The organism is Bradyrhizobium guangdongense, from assembly GCF_006483445.1.
Classification (GTDB): Bacteria; Pseudomonadota; Alphaproteobacteria; order Rhizobiales; family Xanthobacteraceae; genus Bradyrhizobium; species Bradyrhizobium guangdongense_A.
In genome coordinates this window covers 29,707-47,831 of sequence record NZ_PPPT01000155.1, presented here as the reverse complement: position 1 = coordinate 47,831, position 18,125 = coordinate 29,707, and the positions used below count along the sequence as shown (strand labels likewise).

At 64.2% G+C, this 18,125-nt stretch carries 15 protein-coding genes; 6 read left to right on the top strand and 9 right to left on the bottom strand.

Annotated features, from left to right (window positions below; genetic code table 11):
• Positions 1-46: 46 nt before the first annotated feature.
• The 5 genes from ppc to C2U70_RS22330 all read right to left on the bottom strand — a co-directional run bounded on the left by ppc (position 47) and on the right by C2U70_RS22330 (position 7,546).
• Entirely contained in the window at positions 47-2,845 is a 2,799-nt protein-coding gene (gene ppc, locus C2U70_RS22350) for a phosphoenolpyruvate carboxylase (RefSeq protein WP_140980578.1), read from the bottom strand.
• A gap of 166 nt (positions 2,846-3,011) precedes the next feature.
• Complete coding sequence (locus C2U70_RS22345; RefSeq protein ID WP_140980577.1) at positions 3,012-3,902, bottom strand: hypothetical protein; 891 nt, start codon at positions 3,900-3,902, stop codon at positions 3,012-3,014.
• A 107-nt stretch (positions 3,903-4,009) separates the two neighbouring features.
• Positions 4,010-4,819 carry an enoyl-CoA hydratase/isomerase family protein gene (locus C2U70_RS22340; protein WP_140980576.1) on the bottom strand — a complete coding sequence of 270 codons (810 nt, stop codon included), beginning with the start codon at positions 4,817-4,819 and terminating at the stop codon, positions 4,010-4,012.
• Positions 4,820-5,000: 181 nt separating this feature from the next.
• On the bottom strand, positions 5,001-6,548 hold the full coding sequence (locus C2U70_RS22335) for an acyl-CoA synthetase (protein WP_140980575.1): 1,548 nt from the start codon (positions 6,546-6,548) through the stop codon (positions 5,001-5,003).
• 188 nt (positions 6,549-6,736) lie between these two features.
• Entirely contained in the window at positions 6,737-7,546 is an 810-nt protein-coding gene (locus C2U70_RS22330) for a crotonase/enoyl-CoA hydratase family protein (protein ID WP_140980574.1), read from the bottom strand.
• 105 nt (positions 7,547-7,651) lie between these two features.
• Here C2U70_RS22330 and C2U70_RS22325 point away from each other — a divergent pair, with 105 nt between their 5' ends.
• Complete coding sequence (locus C2U70_RS22325) at positions 7,652-8,524, top strand: SDR family oxidoreductase (protein ID WP_140980573.1); 873 nt, start codon at positions 7,652-7,654, stop codon at positions 8,522-8,524.
• Positions 8,525-8,776: 252 nt separating this feature from the next.
• Entirely contained in the window at positions 8,777-10,357 is a 1,581-nt protein-coding gene (locus C2U70_RS22320) for a fatty acid--CoA ligase (protein WP_140980572.1), read from the top strand.
• An 89-nt stretch (positions 10,358-10,446) separates the two neighbouring features.
• On the opposite strand, the gene C2U70_RS22315 is transcribed toward C2U70_RS22320, so the two are convergent.
• Entirely contained in the window at positions 10,447-11,721 is a 1,275-nt protein-coding gene (locus tag C2U70_RS22315; protein ID WP_140980571.1) for an acyl-CoA dehydrogenase family protein, read from the bottom strand.
• Between the two features lie 214 nt (positions 11,722-11,935).
• Between C2U70_RS22315 and C2U70_RS22310 the strand changes: the two genes are divergently transcribed.
• Positions 11,936-12,715 carry an enoyl-CoA hydratase-related protein gene (locus tag C2U70_RS22310; RefSeq protein ID WP_140980570.1) on the top strand — a complete coding sequence of 260 codons (780 nt, stop codon included), beginning with the start codon at positions 11,936-11,938 and terminating at the stop codon, positions 12,713-12,715.
• A gap of 141 nt (positions 12,716-12,856) precedes the next feature.
• Here the strand turns inward: C2U70_RS22310 and C2U70_RS22305 are convergent, their stop codons facing one another.
• From C2U70_RS22305 to C2U70_RS22295, 3 genes are read right to left on the bottom strand one after another with little or no spacing between them, the layout of a single operon-like run.
• A complete protein-coding gene (locus C2U70_RS22305) occupies positions 12,857-13,234 on the bottom strand; it encodes a DUF6285 domain-containing protein (RefSeq protein ID WP_140980569.1) in 378 nt (125 codons plus the stop codon).
• Positions 13,235-13,236: 2 nt separating this feature from the next.
• Positions 13,237-14,223, bottom strand: coding sequence for a phosphotransferase family protein (locus tag C2U70_RS22300; RefSeq protein WP_140980568.1), 987 nt, complete (start codon positions 14,221-14,223; stop codon positions 13,237-13,239).
• A complete protein-coding gene (locus C2U70_RS22295; RefSeq protein WP_140980567.1) occupies positions 14,220-15,008 on the bottom strand; it encodes an enoyl-CoA hydratase/isomerase in 789 nt (262 codons plus the stop codon). Before C2U70_RS22295 ends, C2U70_RS22300 begins: the two co-directional genes overlap by 4 nt.
• Positions 15,009-15,189: 181 nt before the next feature.
• Here C2U70_RS22295 and C2U70_RS22290 point away from each other — a divergent pair, with 181 nt between their 5' ends.
• The 3 genes from C2U70_RS22290 (at position 15,190) to C2U70_RS22280 (ending at position 18,010) form a co-directional block, all read left to right on the top strand.
• Positions 15,190-15,969: an SDR family NAD(P)-dependent oxidoreductase gene (locus C2U70_RS22290; RefSeq protein WP_140980566.1), complete on the top strand. Its 780-nt coding sequence runs from the start codon at positions 15,190-15,192 to the stop codon at positions 15,967-15,969.
• A 124-nt stretch (positions 15,970-16,093) separates the two neighbouring features.
• Positions 16,094-16,474, top strand: coding sequence for a VOC family protein (locus C2U70_RS22285; protein WP_140980565.1), 381 nt, complete (start codon positions 16,094-16,096; stop codon positions 16,472-16,474).
• A gap of 261 nt (positions 16,475-16,735) precedes the next feature.
• Positions 16,736-18,010 carry an acyl-CoA dehydrogenase family protein gene (locus C2U70_RS22280; RefSeq protein WP_140980564.1) on the top strand — a complete coding sequence of 425 codons (1,275 nt, stop codon included), beginning with the start codon at positions 16,736-16,738 and terminating at the stop codon, positions 18,008-18,010.
• Positions 18,011-18,125 lie beyond the last annotated feature (115 nt).

The following is an 18,125-nucleotide window of genomic DNA, read 5'->3' as shown; positions in this document are numbered from 1 at the left end:
GGGACAAGCCCGGGCATGACGACTGAGTGTGCGGTGGCGCCGCCACCTAACCCGTATTCCGAAGCCCCGCCGAGATGCCGTTGATGGTGAGCTGAATCCCGCGCAGCACCGCCTCGTCCGGGTTCTGCGCGCGGTGCTCCTTCAACAGCTCGACCTGCACGTGGTTGAGCGGGTCGAGATAGGGGAAGCGATGGCGCACCGAACGCTCCAGCAGCGGATTGCCCTGCAGCAGGCGGTCCTGGCCCATGATGTCCAGAAGCGTCTCGATGCAGGAGTGCCATTCGCGTCGGATGCGGCCAAAAATCTTTTCGCGCAAAGCTTCGTCCGGCACGAGCTCCGCATAGCGTGACGCGATCGCAATCGAGCTCTTGGCGAGCACCATATCCATGTTCGACAGCAACATGCGGAAGAACGGCCAGTCGCGGTAGAGCTCTTTGAGGAACGGCATGCCCTTGTCGGGATGCTCCGTGATCCATTGCTCGACCGCGCTGCCAAAGCCGTACCAGCCCGGCAGCATCAAGCGGCACTGCGCCCAGGAGAACACCCAGGGAATGGCGCGTAAGTCCTCGATCGCGCGGGTCTTCTTGCGCGAGGCCGGGCGGCTGCCGATGTTGAGCGTCGCGATCTCGTTGATGACGGTGGATGACCAGAAATAGTCGACGAAGCCGTCGGTCTCGTAGACCAGGCCGCGATAGGCTTTGAAGGCGAGGCCCGACAGCTCGTCCATCGCGGTGAGATACTCGCGGCGCGGTGCGCTCTGGCGCGGATGCAGCAGGCTCGCCTCCAGCGTGGCGGCGGCGAGAATCTCCAGATTGTTGCGGCCGACTTCGGCGTTGGAATATTTCGACGAGATGATCTCGCCCTGCTCGGTGATACGAATCTGGCCGTTCACGGCTCCGCCGGGCTGCGCGATGATGGCATCGTAGCTCGGGCCGCCGCCGCGGCCGACCGAACCGCCGCGGCCGTGGAACAGCCTGAGCCGAACGTGGTGGCGTTCGAAGACTTCGACGAGGCCGATTTCGGCCTTGTAGAGCTCCCAGCCGGAGGTGACGAAGCCGCCATCCTTGTTGCTGTCGGAATAGCCGAGCATCACCTCCTGCACGCCGCCGCGGCTGTCGACCAGGCGGCGATAATCGTGCAGCGACAGCATGCGATCCATGATGCCGGAGGAGGCCTGCAGATCCTCGATGGTCTCGAACAGCGGCACGATGTTGATCGCACTGCGACCGGAAGGGTGGACGAGACCAACTTCCTTCAGCAGCACGGCAACCTCGAGCATGTCGGACATGCCCTTGCACATCGAGATGATGCATTGGGGGATCACGTCAGAGCCGAAGCGCTCATGCGATTCGGCCGCCTCACGGAACACCGCGAGCTCGCCAAGCGTCTCGTCGCTGTATTTGACGAATGGCGAGACCAACGAGCGCGTCGACCGCAACTCGTTGGTGAGGAGCGCAATGCGCGCCTCTTCGCCGAGCGCGAGGTAGGACATGCCGGGGTTGGCAGCGTCCATCAGCTCGGCAATGGTGCGCTCGTGCACGGCCGAGTTCTGGCGGATGTCGAGTCGCGCCAGGTGGAAGCCGAAGCAATCGACCGCGCGGCGCAACAGCCGCAACCGGCCGCGCGCGATGACGCGGGCATTGTTCGAGATCAGCGAGCGGTGCAGCACGTCGAGATCGGCCTGCAGCTCCTTCACGCTCTCGTAAGGCGCGCCCTTGCCGACCGGGCGGCGCGTGATCTCCACCTTCAGCTTCTCGGCGGTCGCGGTCAGCCGCGCATAGATGCCTGACACCGCGAGGCGATACGGCTCGCCACTCCGGTGCGGCGAGGTGTCGGGCGACCGCTCGGCGAGCGCGCGCAGCTCTTCGGAGACGTCGGCCAGATGGGCTGCGATCGACAGCTCGGCGCCGAGCTTGTGCAGCTCTTCGAGATAGAACTGCATGACCCGGCTCGACTGCAGCCGCAGCGTGCCGCGCATCACCTCCGCGGTGACGAAGGGATTGCCGTCGCGGTCGCCGCCGATCCAGCTTCCCATGCGCAGGAACGAGGCGAGCTCGGCTGCCGCCTGCTCGCCGCCCTCCTCCAGCCGGTCTTCCAGCGTATTGACCAGGCGCGGCACCTCGCGAAGGAAGGTGTAGTCGTAGAAGGACAGGCCGTTGGCGACCTCGTCGAGCACGGTGAGCTTGGTACGCCGAAGCAAATTGGTCTGCCACAGCGTCAGCACCTCGCGGCGCAACTGCTCGTCGCTCGCCGCGGCTTCATCCGGCGTCAGCGCGACACGCTCGCGATGGTCGAGCAGCGCTGCAACCTCCATCTCGCGGTCCATGGTGCTCTTGCGCCGGACCTCGGTCGGATGCGCCGTCAAGACGGGGCTCACCAGCGCGTCCTTGAAGAAACGGCGCAGCTCTTCGGCGCTGAGGCCGGCGTCGCGGGCGTGCGACAGCGTATTCGCGAGCACCCCGGCCCCGCCATTCTTCGCTGCGCTCCGGGCGCGCATCTGGCGGATGTTGTTGTGGTCCTCGGCGATGTTGGCGAGGTGGGAGAAATAGCTAAAGGCGCGGACGATGCGGACGGTGTCGGCGATCGACATGCCGTCGAGGATCTGCTCGAGCTCACGGCGGGCGAGCCGGTCCTCGTCGCGATGGAACCGGATCGAGGTCTGGCGGATGCGCTCGACCAGGTCGAATACGTCTGCGCCCTCCTGGTCGCGCACCGTGTCGCCAAGGATGCGCCCGAGCAGGCGGATGTCATCCCGCAGCCGCGCATCCGCCTCCAGCGCCTGGGCTTCCTCGGCGCGGTTGGGACGGTCGATGGCGGCGTCTGAGGGTGCGGTCTGAAGGGACATGGCTAGCTCCGCTTCGAGCTTCTTGGGGCTGCCCGGCCCGGCAGAGTGTGCAATAATTTTCTACCGCAGTGCAAGATGAAGTTGGGGCGGCGCGGCGGAGTGCTGAGGTGCCGGCCGGGCCGACATACGCCTACGAACAGGCTTCCCTCACATGCTCGCCGCAGCTTCAATACAAGTGGATGGGGAGCGCGGCGCCATCCGGGCCGACCAAGAGACCCCAGGTCTCGTTGGCAGCGACCTCGAACTCCCGGTTCTGCGCCGCACCGCTCGTCACCTTGAGGATGACTTTGTACTTGCCCGGCGGCAGGTCGATCGTTTGGCTGGCCGGGACCTTGGCTGCGTCCTCGGCGGAGTCGGTCAAGTCAGCTCCGGCTTTGGCCGCCAACTTGATGGTCTGTCCGTTGATGGTGATGATGGCCTCTTCGTCTGTCTTGTTGCCGAACATCAGCTTGACCTGCCCCGGCTTCGGCTGCAGGCCGCCCTTCGCCTCGGCCACCTTGCGCAGCGACAGATCTGCGACCGTCATGTCGCCCTCGCGCGTGACCCGGAGCAGCGCCGGCCTGCCCGACGCCTTGAACGCGATCACGGCACGGTCCGGCTCGATGACTGCATCGCCGTTCTCCGTCCAGCCGCGCTTTTCGAGCTCGGCACGATAGAAGGCAAGCACGGACGCAGGATCGAGCGGCGTCTCGGCATGAATCGAACTGATGAACGGTGAATTCTTCGCGGTCGTGAGGTCCCAGCGCTCGGGCAATGGCAGACCGGTTTCGTCGGAAACCTTCGATTCGAAATAGTTGCCCGTGGCCCCTGTCGGCAACACGTAAGTGACCGCCGTACAGAACAGGCGCTGGGCGACGGTGTCCCACGGGCAATGGGTCCTGACCGCCCACCAGGTTTGATCCACAGTGTTGTCCGACCTGGACGTGCGATCCCAGCCGATATGGATGCTCTTTGTCGGGCTCGCATGGGTGGAGCTTGTCGCGACCGGACTTGCCAGCACCGCCGTCGTGGCGACCAGGCCGCCGGCGAGCAACAGGGCTTTCGTCAGACGCTTCATCTCAGGCTTCCCATATCCATGAGAGTCCTGGGCTCAGGTCCTCATTTCAAGCTTAGTCGCGTTGATCAGGCCGGACGTTCACGGCCCGTTGGCCAGGAGGAACCCGCCTACCGCCCCTCGAACTTCGGCTCGCGCTTCTCCATGAAGGCTTTCATGCCTTCGGCCATGTCCTGCGTCCTGAACAGCGGCAAGAGCTGGAGATAAACGTGGTGGACGTGATCCGGGAAGGTCTCGTTCAGGCCCATGCGCATCATGCGCTTTGACGCCTGGACGGCGAGCGGCGCATTGGCCGCGATCTCGCGGGCCATCGCGCGGGCGCGGCCCATCAATTCGCCGTCAGGCACGACCTCGTTAGCGAGGCCCCACGTCAGGCATTCCCGTGCACTCAGCGTGCGGCCGGTGAAGATCAGCTCGGACGCCTTGGCCCAGCCGATCATGCGCGGCAAGAGCCAGGTGCCGCCGGATTCCGGCACCACGCCGCGCTTGACGAAGGCGGCGGCGAGCTTTGCAGACTCCGCCATGATGCGGATGTCGCAGCCGAGCGCGGTGTCCATGCCGTAGCCGGCCGCGCCGCCATTGACGGCGCAGATGGTCGGCTTGTCCATCGCCTGCAGCACGGTCGGCGGCGTGTTGCGCAGGTTGAGCGTGGTCGGCGAGGATGCCGCGGACAGGCCGTTGCCGTCGCGCTCCTTTCGCAGATCGAGGCCGGCGCAGAACGCGCGCCCCTTGCCGGTGAGGATGACGCAGCGGACCATCGGGTCTTCATTGGCCTCGGTCAGGTGCCGCGCGAGATCGTTGAGCATCGGACCGGAGATCGTGTTCATCCGCTCCGGCGCATTCAGCGTGATGGTCGCGATGTGATCGGACACCTCGTAGAGAACTTCCCTCGCCTCGGACTTCGCTGCCGCGTCACTCATTGGAGTCTCCTCGTCGTTGTCGAAACTTGTAGTGCGTAGGGTGGGTTAGCACGTGGCCGCGCAAAGCGCGGTCCACTGGTGTAACCCACCACTTCTGTCGCCGCGGAGAGCAAAGTGGTGGGTTACGCTACGCGGACTTGCGCTTCGCGCAGCCCGCTCAGCTAACCCACCCTACGCAGTGTCAAATCTTGCGCCCGGCCCGTTCCCAATAGGGATCGCGCAGGCGGCGCTTAAAAATCTTTCCGGAGTCTTCGCGCGGCAGTTGGGCGTGGATTTCGATGTGCTTCGGCACCTTGTAGTCGGCGAGCGATGATTTGAGCCGCGTGCGGATCTCGGCCGCGTCCAGCGTCACGCCGGCCTGCGGCTCGACAACAGCCATCAGCGCCTCGCCGAACTCGGCGTCGGGGATGCCGAACACGGCGCAATCGTGCACGCCGGGAACGGCGTGCAGCACGGATTCGATCTCGGCCGGATAGATGTTGACGCCCCCTGATATCACCATGTCGCGCTTGCGGTCGCAGATGAAGACATAGCCGTCTTCATCGATATAACCGACGTCGCCCGACGTGATGAAACCCTCGCGGTCGATCTCGGTGCGCTTCTCCGGCTTGTTGTGATAGGTGAAATCAGCGGTCTGCGGCATGCGCGAATAGATTTCGCCGATCTCACCGGCCGGCAGCACGCGGCCGTCGTCACCGAGAAAGCGCAGCTCGGCGCCGGGCGAGATCTTGCCGACGGTGCCCGGTTTCATCAGCGCGTCTTCAGACGTGGCGAAGGTGACAGCGCCCGACTCGGTCGAGCCGTAAAATTCGTAGATCACCGGCCCCCACCATTCGATCATCGCGCGCTTGACGTCGGGCGGACAGGGTGCGGCGGCATGGATGACGTGGCGGAGCGAAGAGACGTCGTATTTCTTGCGCACCGCCTCCGGCAGCTTCATCAGCCGGATGAACATGGTCGGCACCATAAAAATGGTGTCGATTTTGTAGCGCTCGATCAGCTCCAGAAACTCTTCGGCTTCGAAGCGCGGCATCAGCACCAGTGCACCACCGAGCTTGCCGGCGCGGAGACCAAAGGAATTTGGTGCGGAGTGATAGAGCGGTCCCGGCAGCAGCGCGCGGGCACTTGGCTTGAGGCCGTAGATCATCGCGCGCATGCGCTCGCCGGCCGCCTGCTGCTCCGGCGTCGGCGCGTGGCGCCGCACGCCCTTCGGGTGTCCAGTGGTGCCGGACGTGTAGATCATGTTCATGGGCTGCGGGACGACCGGACCGTCATAGGGCTGGAACTGCGCAAGCCAGGACTCGAAGTCGATCGCGAAGTCGGGCGTTTTGAGGTGATCGGGATCGATCTTGTAGTTCTTCAGAATTTCAGGTGGCGTCGGCACGCTGATCACGGTGACGCCGTTCGGAATCGCGTCACGCAGGCCGTGCAGCATGTCCACATGGCCGATCAAGACCTTCGTACCGGAATCCCTGAGGATGTAGTTGATCTCCTCCGGCTTGAAGTGCCAATTGATCGGCACGCCATAGGCGCCGAGCCGCATCGCCGCATAGGCCGCTTCGATGAAGGCGATGTCGTTGCGCAGGAGCATGCAGACGCAGTCGCCTTGCTTGACGCCGATCCTGGCGAGGCCGCTCGCGATGCGGTTCGAGCGGTCGGCGACGTCGGCATGAGCACGGCTGCGACCGCCGGAGACGATGCCGAGGAAGTTTTGGGACGTTTCGCTCATTTTTGGATTCCGATCTTTCGTCGGGTTGAGACGTGGACACCACTCAGGCCGTCATTCCGGGGCGTGCCTCTTGGCGCGAGCCCGGAATCCATTTCACCGCAGAAAATGTGGCGCGATGGATTCCGGGCTCGATGCTCTAGGGCCGCGCTTCGCGCGGTCCCGCCGTATCGCCCCGGAATGACAAGCCGCTAATCCGCAAACCTCGGTGCACGCTTCTCCAGATTCGCGCGCACGGCTTCGGTCTGGTTCGCGCTGCCGATCAGCTTCTGCTGCTCGACGGACTCGGCGAGCAATGCCGGGCCGGGATCGATCGAGAGATTGTTCAGCATGCGCTTGGCGGCACGGATCGCATCGGGGCTCTTCCCCGCGATCTCGCGCGCGACTTCCAGCGCGGCAGTGCGCGGGTCGTCGCAGATGCGCGTCGCGAGGCCGAAAGCCATCGCCTCCTGCGCGGAGAAGATGCGGCCGGTATAGGTGAGGTCGCGCAAGATGTCGTCGCGCACGAGGCTCGCGAGGATCGGCGTGCCCGCCATGTCCGGCACCAGGCCCCATTTGATTTCCATGATCGACATCCGCGCATCGGCGCTGAGGAAACGCATGTCGGCACCGAGCGCGAGCTGGAAGCCGCCGCCGAAGGCGACGCCGTGGATCGCGGCAATGACGGGAACCTGGAGCTGGCGCCAACCCCAGACCGCCTGCTGCGGAAAATTCGCCTTGCCATGCGTGCGCCTGGTGAGATCGCGATTTTCGCCGCCCGGAATTCCGTTGCCGCCCTTCTCCTTCATGGCGGCAAAACGTCCCATGTCGAGACCGGCGCAGAAGGCGCGGCCCTCGCCCGAGAGCACGACAGCGCGCACGCTTTTTTCCTTGGAAAGACGGTCGGTTGCGCCAACCAGCGCCTCGAACATCGCCTGATCCAGCGCGTTCATCTTGTCCGCTCGTACAAGACGAACATCGGCGACGCCTTCCGAAATCGAGATCGAGACGCGCTCTTCCATGGATCAATTCTCCCCTGTTCTTGTTCGATGCCGCTTTACAGGAAGCCGACAGCCGGATTTAGTCAATCGACCAATTAACTGACAATCCCTGCGGGGGAAACACCCATGTTCAAGGAAAATCTACTGGCTGGCCGGCGCATCCTCGTGACCGGCGGCGGCACCGGGCTCGGCAAGTCGATGGCCTCGCGCTTCCTCCAGCTCGGCGCGGAGGTTCACATCTGCGGCCGGCGCAAGATCGTGTGCGACGAGACTGCGACCGAGCTGATGGATCAGTACGGCGGCCGCGTCACCAGCCACGGCGTCGACATCCGCAATGCGCTCGCGGTCGAGGAGATGATCGACAACATCTTTCGCGAGGCGCCGCTGACCGACCTCATCAACAACGCCGCCGGCAATTTCATCTCGCGCAGCGAAGAGCTCTCGCCGCGCGGTTTCGATGCCGTCGCCAACATCGTCATGCACGGCACGTTCTACGTCACGCATGCGGTCGGCAAGCGCTGGATCGCGGCGCGGCAGCCCGGCAACGTGGTCTCGATCACCACGACCTGGGTGCGCAACGGCTCGCCCTACGTCGTGCCGTCGGCGATGAGCAAGTCGGCGATCCACGCCATGACGATGTCGCTTGCAACCGAATGGGGCAAGTACGGCATCCGCCTCAACACCATCGCGCCGGGTGAAATCCCGACCGAAGGCATGAGCAAGCGCATCAAGCCCGGCGACGAAGCCGGCGCGCGCACCAAGGCGATGAATCCGATGGGCCGCGTCGGCACCATGGAGGAGCTGCAGAATCTCGCGGTGTTCCTCATCTCCGGCGGCTGCGACTGGATCACCGGCGAGACCATCGCCATGGACGGCGCGCAGGCGCTCGCCATGGGTGGCAATTTCTACCAGCTCCGCGACTGGAGCGACGACGACTGGGCCAAGGCGCGCGACAGCATCAAGGCGCAGAACGAGAAGGACCGCGCGGCAAGGGGGTGAGGCGCACTCCGTAGTCGTCCTGGCGAAAGCCAGGACCCATTACCCCAGGGAGGAGTCGTGGCGCGGACTCGGAGCTGCGAGTCTTCGCCAAACTTGCTGTGGGGTAATGGGTCCTGGATCAGCGCTCTGCTACGCGTCGCTTGTCCAGGACGACGATGTTGAAGCAGCAGCGCTTCGTCGTTCTCCATATTGTCTTTACCCGCGGATGGCGCCACACTCCGCGCCAACAACAACAAACGTCACGGGAGAGACATGTCCACGCTACAGCCCACGGCTGATCTCGCCGACATGGTGCGAGAGCGCGCCAAGAGCCGCGGCAACGCCATCGCCTATGAGTTCGAGGGCCGCCTCACCACCTTTGCCGAGTTCGACATCAAGACCAACAAGGTCGCCAACGCGCTGATCGCGATGGGCGTGACCAAGGGCGACCGCATCGCCTATCTCGGCAAGAACAGCGACATCTATTTCGAGCTGCTGCTGGGCGCGATCAAGGCCGGCGTTGTCATGGCGCCGGTGAACTGGCGGCTCGCCGGACCCGAGGTCGCCTTCATCGTCAACGATTGCAAGGCGCCGGTGCTGTTCGTTGGGCCCGAGTTCCTCACGCTTGTCCGCCAGATCAAGGACAAGCTGCCAAACGTACGCACCGTCATCACCACCGAAGGCGGCGCGCCGGAATGGCAGGATTTTACGCCCTGGCGCGATGCGCAGAGCGGCGATGACCCGATGGTGCCGATCAGCGCCAAAGACATTGCCATGCAGCTCTATACGTCGGGCACCACGGGCAAGCCGAAGGGCGCGATGCTTTCGCATTCGAACTTCAAGAGCCTGCTGGAGGCCGGCGGCGCCGCCGATACGCCCGACTGGAACAAGTGGACCACCGACGACGTGTCGCTGGTCGCGATGCCGATCTTTCATATCGGCGGTTCCGGCTGGGGCCTGGTCGGCCTCGGCCATGGCGCGCGCAGCGTGATCGCGCGCGAATTCGATCCGACCAAGGTGCTCGATTTCTTCGAGACCTTCGGCATCACAAAGCTCTTCATGGTGCCGGCGGCGATGCAATTCGTGGTGCGGCAGCCGCGCGCGAAGACCATGGACTTTTCGCGGCTCAAATACATGCTCTACGGCGCCTCGCCTATCCCGGCAGCGCTTCTGAAGGAGTGCATCGAAGTCTTCAAATGCGGGTTTGTGCAGCTTTACGGCATGACGGAGACGACCGGGACCATCGTCGCACTGCCGCCGGAGGATCACATCGAGGGCCTGGAACGGATGCGCTCGGCCGGCAAGGCGCTCGCAGGCGTCGAGCTTGCGATCCTCGATGGCGACGGCAAGCCACTGCCGCCGCGCCAAGTCGGCGAGATCGCGACGCGCTCGGACCACAACATGTCCGGCTACTGGAACCTGCCCGAGGCCACAGCCTCAACACTGCGCTCTGATGGCTGGCTGCGCACCGGCGATGCCGGCTACATGGACGAGGACGGATATCTCTACATCCACGACCGCATCAAGGACATGATCATCTCGGGCGGCGAGAACATCTATCCAGCCGAGGTCGAGAGCGCGGTCTGCGATCACCCCGACGTCGCCGAGGCCGCCGTGATCGGCGTGCCCGACGACAAATGGGGCGAAGCGGTCAAGGCGATCGTGGTGATGAAGCCGGGCAAGCAGGCCACTGCGACCGACATCATCAACTTCACCCGCGAACGCATCGCCGGCTTCAAGACGCCGAAGAGCGTGGAGTTCATCCCCGCGCTGCCGCGCAATCCGTCAGGCAAGATCCTGCGGCGGGAATTGCGTGAGCCGTTCTGGGCGGGGAAGGATCGACGGGTGAATTGACCGTCATTGCGAGGAGCTCTTGCGACGAAGCAATCCAGACTGTCTCCGTGGAAAGACTCTGGATTGCTTCGCTTCGCTCGCAATGACAGTTAGTGCTTTCCCGGCCCCATATAGCCGAACAAGAACCCCGCGACCTTCCGCATCTGGATCTCCTCGCTGCCCTCGGTGATGCGGTAGCGGCGGTGGTGGCGGTAGATGTGCTCGAAAGCCTTGTGGCGTGAATAGCCCATGCCGCCATGGACCTGCATGGCGCGGTCGGCAGCTTCGCAGCACAGGCGATTTGCCCAGTAGTTGCACATCGAGACGCGGTCGGAGAGTGTGCGTTCGATCTGCTCCTCGGTGAGCTTGTCCATCTCCCAGGCGGTCTTGCGGATCAACAGGCGCAGCATCTCGGCTTGCGTCGCAAGCTCGACCAGCGGGAACTGGATCGCCTGGTTCTCGGCGAGAGCGCGGCCGAACGGTTTTCGTTCGCGGGCGTATTTCACGCTCTCGTCGATGCAGTAGACGGCAGCGCCGAGCGAGCTCGCGGCCTGGCGGATGCGGTTCTGGTGCACGAAGCATTGCGCCAGCGACAGGCCGCGGCCGACCTCGCCGAACTGCGCATCTTCAGGCACGAATACGTCGGTGAAGCTGACGCGGGGATGGTCCGTCGGCATGTTGAAGGTCCACATGTACTCCTCGATCACGACGCCCTCGCTCTTGGCCGGCACCAGGAAACAGGTGATGCCGCGGGCATCGCCGTCATTACCGCTGGTGCGCGCGAACAGCGCGCAGTGGGTAGCAACGTGCATGCCGGTCGTCCACATCTTCTCGCCGTTGATGATCCAGCCCTTGACGTTGTCGCGGGTAGCCGGCACGGCGCGCGTCTCCATGTGGGTAGCGTCCGAGCCATGATGCGGTTCGGTGAGACCGAAGGTGATGCGGTACTTGCCCTTGATGGAGCCGTCGATCATCGCCTTCTGGTCGTCGCGGCCGTAGCGGTCGAGCATGGTGACGACAGGGAAATTGCCGACGATGGAGTGCTCGTTCTGCAGGTCGTTGTGGAGGCCGAGGCCCTTGGCCGCAAAGTGCTCGCGGATGACGGCCATCCAGAGGTTGGAACCATCCTTGCCGCCATACTGCTTCGGTACCGGGAAGCGCAGATGGCCGGCAGCGTCCGCGAGATTCTTGGCCTTGCGCAGCAGCGCTTCCCATTCGTGCCGCGGCAGGCCGCCATTCTCGAAATCGGTGCGCGCCCATTCGCGGCGGTGATCGAAGAAGCGGATGTTGTCGTCAGCTTGTTCCAGCGGCTTGATCTCGCGCTCGATGAAACGGTCGAGCTCTTCGAGATAGGCGACGAGATCGGCAGGCAATGAGAAATCCACGGTTCTCTCCCGGATTGATTTTGTGTTTTTGCGTTAAGGCGCTAGGCGCAATTCTGTTCGTGTCGATTAAGGTGAGAAGACCATGCGCAAGTCAAGCAAGCTCAAGCGCGCCGGCCACGCAATGCGCCTTGCGCAATTCGAGTGGTGCGCGCGTACGTCCGCGCGCTAGTATAGGCCTCAATATTCTCTGCCACAGAAAAACGCGGGAGCGACCATGGAGCTGAAATTTTCAAAGGTGGAACGCAAGGGGCCGATCACGATCGTCACGCTGTCGCGCCCCGAGGTCTACAACGCGCTGCACACCGATGCGCATTTCGAGCTCAACAAGGTGTTTGACGACTTCTCCGCCGATCCCGACCAGTGGATCGCGGTCGTCACCGGCGCCGGCGACAAGGCCTTTTGCGCCGGCAACGATCTGAAGTGGCAGGCCGCCGGCGGCAAGCGGGGCTGGGACAAGGGCGGCTTTGCCGGCCTCACCTCGCGCTTCGACTGCGACAAGCCGATCATCGCGGCTGTCAACGGCGTCGCCATGGGCGGCGGGTTCGAAATCGCGCTCGCCTGCGACCTCATCATTGCGTCAGAGAATGCGACCTTTGCGCTGCCCGAGCCGCGCGTCGGGCTCGCCGCGCTCGCCGGTGGCGTACACCGTCTGCCGCGGCAGATCGGTCTCAAGCGCGCCATGGGCATGATCCTCACAGCGCGCCATGTGAGCGCAAAGGAAGGTCTTGAGCTCGGCTTCGTCAACGAGGTGGTGCCGCAGGGCGAGGCGCTCAACGCCGCGCTGCGCTGGGCGGAGACGATCGCCAAGAACTCGCCGATGTCGATCCGGGCATCGAAGCAGGCCATTCAAAAGGGGCTTGCCGTGTCGCTGGAGCAGGCGATCGCGGAGCAGCGGGAGTATCCGGCCGTGAAGGCGATGGCGGCGTCGCAGGATTACATCGAGGGCCCGAAAGCATTTGCGGAGAAGCGGCCGCCGAAATGGCTGGGGAAATAGGCACCACCCCTCGTCAGTCCGGGACGCGCCCGCTTGGGCGCGAGCCCGGAATCCATCGGGCCACGGAGACTGCGGACCAATGGATTCCGGGCTCGTCGCTATCGCTCCGCCCCGGAATGACGGCTGAGAGAGTGGTGCCGCCTAACCCTCTCGCCCCAGCTCCCGCTTGTACGAGGCGTAGTTCGGCTGATCGACCGCGAGCTTGTCCATCGTGGTCGCCCAGAGATGCTCGGCGAGACCCGGCGTCGCGAGGTCCACCTCGCCTTTCGCGATGCGCTCAGCGAGCGCGCGGTTCAGCTCGGTCACCGAACCGTCCACCCCCAGCAGCGTACGCAGCCGCGCCACCTCCGTCGCATCGTTCCCCTCCTCCAGCGTCAGCTGCCGCGTAACGAGATCGAGAGCGTTAATGGCGACCCGCAGCTTGAACGCCTGGTGGCCAGAGATCAGCGGCGTGATGTCGTTGCGGAGGAAATCGGCAACCGCCTTGGTCAGCTCGATCGGTGTCGGTTCGTCCTGCATGCTCACCTCCCGCGCGGCGCGAGCAGCCGCAACAGATCGATTTCGGTTTCGGAGGCACGGCGGCCGATCATGGCGCGCTCCATGGAATGGTCGGGCCCCTCGCGAAAGCGCTGCATCATGCCACCGCACATGATGCCCCAGCGCAGCGTGCCCATCACTTCCCAGAACTTCACGCGGGCAGGATCGCATCTGCGTCCCGCCGCTTCATAGCCGGCGAACAGCTCCTCGCGCGAGCCAAATCCACCGACGGGCTTGTCGATCTCGCCAAAGCGCCAGGAGTTGACGCAGACCCAGCCGAGATCCTCCATGGGATCGCCGAGATGGGCGAGCTCCCAGTCCAGCACGGCGCGCAACCCCTCGGCACCGATGATGAGATTGCCGTTGCGGAAGTCGCCATGCACCAGCGTCGTCTCGGCCGACGGGCCGGGATCATGATTGCACAGCCAGCGCAGCGTCAGCTCGAACACCGGCTTTGGCCAGTTGAGGCTGCGATAGTCGCGCTCGAACTCGGCGATTTCCTGGGTCGCCGACCGGGTGCGTAGTGTGGGCAATCTATCCTGCGGCAGTTTGTGCAAACCCGCCAGCACGCCACCGATCTGCCGCGCGAGATGCGGCCGCGCGGCGGCAAACTCGTCGTCACGCAGAATCTTGCGCGCGATGGTCTCGCCTTCGACGCGCTGCATGATGAAGCCGGTGCCGAGATCGTCCTCAGGCGTCAGGACATGCAGCACGCGCGGCGACGGCAGGCCGGCCTCGAAGGCGAGCTGCATCAGCCTTGCTTCCGCCGCGAGACCCGCTGCGCGCGTCGGCGCGGCGCCATAGCCTTTCGGCGAACGGCGCAGGATGGCGCCGATATTGCCGTCGGGATGCGTGATATCGAAGCGCCAGGTTTCCTGACTGGCACCGCCGGACAGCTTTGCGGCGGCGGTCGCTCCGGTCGCGCCCGGGCACCACCGCACGACGCTGCGGGAGAGCTCGGCCTCGATCATTTTCCCTTAAACTTCGCCGGACGCTTCTCGAGGAAGGCGCCGACGCCTTCGCGGAAATCTTCGCTGTCACCGGCGCGCAACTGGCACTGGAATTCGAGATTGAGCTGCTCCTCGAAAGAATTTTCCGGGCTGTCCCAATAGAGTTTTCGGATCAGCGACAGCGCCACCGTCGGGCCGTTGGCGAGGTCGTTCGCGAGCTTCATCGCCTCCTCCATCAGCGCGCCGTCGTCATAGACGCGATTGACGAGGCCCCATTCCAGCGCCTTCTCCGCCGGCAGCCGCTCGCCCATCAGCGACAATTCGATCGAGCGTGCGCGGCCGACGAGACGCGGCAGCAACCAGGTCGAGCCGCAATCCGGGACGAGGCCGATGCGACGGAAGGCCTGGAGGAAATAGGCCGAACGCGCGCACAGGATCATGTCGCCGAGCAGCGCAAAGCTCATGCCGGCGCCGGCGGCCGGCCCGTTGACCGCCGTGACGATCGGACAATGCAAATTACGGATGCGGCGCAGGAACGGATGGAAGCCGGTCTCGAGCGTCGTGCCGGCCCTGGTCTTCTTCGACTGGTTGCTGCGCCCCTGCAGGTTGGCGCCGGTGCAGAAGGCACGCCCCGCCCCGGTCAGCACGATGCAGCGCACCTCGTCCTTTTTCTCCTCGATCGTATCGAGCGCGTCGGCGAGCCCGCCCAGCATGTCCACGGAAACCGCGTTCATCACCTCCTGGTGGTCCAGCTTGAGGATGGCGACCGGCCCGTCGAAATCGAGCGTGACGTGTTTGAACTGCATTGTTTCCTCGTCGGTTGCGACCCGCGCTGTTCCGCGGATCGGAATTGGTTTTGCCGGGGCGCATATTTGATTTTTGGCGCGGCCTTGTCCATGCTTGTCAGGACATATCGCATCGGCATATCAGACCATCTTGCGCGCACCGGCTGGTGCCAAAAGACCGCTAAAGAAACGGGAAACGCTCATGACCATCTTCGACCTCACCGGCCGCGTGGCCGTGATCACCGGCGGCAATGGCGGTATCGGACTCGGCATTGCCCAGGCGCTGGCGGGCCAGGGCTGCAATGTCTCGATCTGGGGCCGCAACGCCGACAAGAACAAGGCTGCCGCCGCCAGCATGGCCGGCCTGTCCGGTAAGGTCGACACGCGCGTCTGCGACGTCACCGATCCCAAATCCGTCAACGCAGCGATGAAGGCGACGCTCGACACCTTCGGCCGTGTCGACGGCTGCTTTGCCAATGCCGGCATCGGCGGCGGCGGACGCCGCTCCTTCGTCGAGCGTACCGAGGAGGAATGGCGCACGATGTTTGCGACCAATCTCGACGGCGTCTTCCACGCCTTCCAGGCCGCCGCCAGGCACATGACCGACCGCGCCAATGCCGGCGATCCCTTCGGCCGGCTGGTTGCGACCTCGAGCCTCGCCTCGATCTTCGGCACCGCGCGCAATGAGCACTACGCAGCGACCAAGGCCGCGATCAACGCGCTGGTGCGCGCGCTCGGCGTGGAACTGTCGCGCCATGGCGTCACCGCCAACGCGATCCTTCCGGGCTGGATCAAGAGCGACATGACCGCCGGAATCATGGCCAACGAAAAGTTCGTCGCCAACGTCATGCCGCGCATTCCCATGCGCCGCTTCGGCGAGCCTTCAGATTTCGGCGGAATCGCCGTCTATCTCATGAGCAAGGCATCGTCCTATCACACCGCCGACACCTTCGTGATCGACGGCGGCTATACGGCGTTTTGAGTCTCGTAGCTCGGATGGAGCGCAGCGCAATCCGGGACTTTTGAATGAGGAAGGTTTCCCGGATTGCGCTGCGCTCCATCCGGGCTACAGGACTAGCGATAAGAGCTGAGGGAGAGGAAGAACCATGTTCTCGCACATTATGGTCGGCACCAACGATCTCGACAAGGCCAAGGCGTTCTACGACACGCTGCTCGGCACACTGGACGTGCGCCCCGCGCGCGTCGATGGCCATCGCATTTTCTACATCACCAAGACCGGCGTGTTCTCGGTGACCAAGCCGATCAACGGCGAGCCGGCCACCTGCGCGAACGGCGGCACCATCGGCTTTGCAGCCACCTCGCCCGAGCAGGTAGACAAGTGGCACGCGGCCGGCGTCGCGGCCGGTGGAACGCCGATCGAGAATCCGCCAGGGATCCGCGAGGGCGCGGGGAACAAGCTCTATCTCGCCTATTTGCGCGATCTCGACGGCAACAAAATCTGCGCGATGCATAGGATGCCGGCTTGAGCTAGCCGGCCCAACCAACTGCGGTAGCCAGGATGGAGCGCAGCGTAATCCGGGTCATGTGAGGCCAACTGTGTCCCGGATTACGCTGCGCTCCATCCGGGCTACGCACTGGATCACTCGACAACATTCAAACAGCATTTCAAACGCCGCGCCGATTTTCCGCGACGCGGCAGAGATAGCGCCAAATGCGCACTCGCGCTTTGACGGCGCGGCGTCTATTGTCGGCCGCAACGCGACTTCAGCGAAACGGGAGGAAGAAGAATGAAACACAGCTATGTGCCCCGCACGACCAACTACACCCTCAATCCCGGCGACGATCTCAACGACCTCCGCATGTCGGACCAGGTCCGTCCGCTCTACGACCATGTGAAAAAATTCATCCGCGACACCGTCGAGCCGATGTCGATCGAGTTCGCCAAGGCCGGCGAAGGCAAAGAGGACCGCTGGAGCTTCACGCCAAAGCAGCTCGAGGTGCTCGAGGTCGCCAAGAACAAGGCCAAGAAGGAAGGCCTGTGGAATTTCTTCCTGCCCGATGACGAGACCGGCCAGGGCCTGAAGAACCTCGACTACGCCTATATCGCCTCCGAGCTCGGCAAGAGCCCGCTGGCCTCCGAGACCATGAACTGCTCGGCGCCCGACACCGGCAACATGGAGGTGCTGGAGCGCGTCGGCACCAAGGAGCAGAAGGAAAAGTGGCTGAAGCCGTTGATGAACGGCGAGATCCGCTCCGCCTATGTGATGACGGAGCCGAACGTCGCCTCCTCCGATGCCAAGAACATCTCGACCACCGCAAAGCTCGTCGGCGACGAATGGGTCATCAACGGCGAGAAGTACTACATCTCCGGTGTCGGCGATCCCCGCTGCAAGATCCTCATCGTGATGGTGAAGACCAACCCGGACGCGGCCCCGAGCAAGCAGCAGTCGCAGATCCTGGTGCCGCGCGACACGCCCGGCGTCGAGGTGCTCGGCCCCATGTATGTGTTCGGGCAGGACCATGCGCCGCGCGGCCACATGCACATGCGCTTCAACAATGTCCGCGTGCCCAAGGAGAACATGCTGCTCGGCGAAGGCCGCGGCTTCGAGATCTCGCAGCTCCGCCTCGGCCCCGGCCGCATCCATCACTGCATGCGCACCATCGGCAAGGCCGAGAAGGCGCTCGATTTGATGGTGCAGCGTGGCCTCACCCGCGAGGCCTTCGGCAAGAAGATCGCCCATCTCGGCGGCAACATGCAGATCATCGCGCAGGCCCGCTGCGAGATCGAGGCGATGCGGCTAATGGTGCTGAAGGCGGCCAAGGCGATGGACGTGCTCGGCAACAAGGAAGCCCGCGTCTGGGTCTCCATGGTCAAGGCCATGGTGCCGGAGCGCGCCTGCAAGATCATCGACCAGTCGATCCAGATGCACGGCGCCACCGGCATCTCGCACTGGACCCCGCTCGCCGAGATGTACCAGGACGTCCGCCACCTCCGCTTCGCGGACGGTCCGGACGAGGTGCACTGGATGGTGGTCGGACGGCACGAGCTGAGCATGGCGTAAGGCCATCTCAGAAATCGTAGGGTGGGCAAAGGCGCATCGCGCCGTGCCCACCACTTCGATCTCGGACAGAAGCGGTGGGCACGCTTCGCTTTGCCCACCCTACAAGAATTAGTCT

Bases quoted from the DNA above. Each gene is read 5' to 3' on its own strand.
- ppc (WP_140980578.1), bottom strand. From the start codon at position 2,845: ATGTCCCTTCAGACCGCACCCTCAGACGCCGCCATCGACCGTCCCAAC.
- C2U70_RS22345 (WP_140980577.1), bottom strand. From the start codon at position 3,902: ATGAAGCGTCTGACGAAAGCCCTGTTGCTCGCCGGCGGCCTGGTCGCC.
- C2U70_RS22340 (WP_140980576.1), bottom strand. From the start codon at position 4,819: ATGAGTGACGCGGCAGCGAAGTCCGAGGCGAGGGAAGTTCTCTACGAG.
- C2U70_RS22335 (WP_140980575.1), bottom strand. From the start codon at position 6,548: ATGAGCGAAACGTCCCAAAACTTCCTCGGCATCGTCTCCGGCGGTCGC.
- C2U70_RS22330 (WP_140980574.1), bottom strand. From the start codon at position 7,546: ATGGAAGAGCGCGTCTCGATCTCGATTTCGGAAGGCGTCGCCGATGTT.
- C2U70_RS22325 (WP_140980573.1), top strand. From the start codon at position 7,652: ATGTTCAAGGAAAATCTACTGGCTGGCCGGCGCATCCTCGTGACCGGC.
- C2U70_RS22320 (WP_140980572.1), top strand. From the start codon at position 8,777: ATGTCCACGCTACAGCCCACGGCTGATCTCGCCGACATGGTGCGAGAG.
- C2U70_RS22310 (WP_140980570.1), top strand. From the start codon at position 11,936: ATGGAGCTGAAATTTTCAAAGGTGGAACGCAAGGGGCCGATCACGATC.
- C2U70_RS22305 (WP_140980569.1), bottom strand. From the start codon at position 13,234: ATGCAGGACGAACCGACACCGATCGAGCTGACCAAGGCGGTTGCCGAT.
- C2U70_RS22300 (WP_140980568.1), bottom strand. From the start codon at position 14,223: ATGATCGAGGCCGAGCTCTCCCGCAGCGTCGTGCGGTGGTGCCCGGGC.
- C2U70_RS22295 (WP_140980567.1), bottom strand. From the start codon at position 15,008: ATGCAGTTCAAACACGTCACGCTCGATTTCGACGGGCCGGTCGCCATC.
- C2U70_RS22290 (WP_140980566.1), top strand. From the start codon at position 15,190: ATGACCATCTTCGACCTCACCGGCCGCGTGGCCGTGATCACCGGCGGC.
- C2U70_RS22285 (WP_140980565.1), top strand. From the start codon at position 16,094: ATGTTCTCGCACATTATGGTCGGCACCAACGATCTCGACAAGGCCAAG.
- C2U70_RS22280 (WP_140980564.1), top strand. From the start codon at position 16,736: ATGAAACACAGCTATGTGCCCCGCACGACCAACTACACCCTCAATCCC.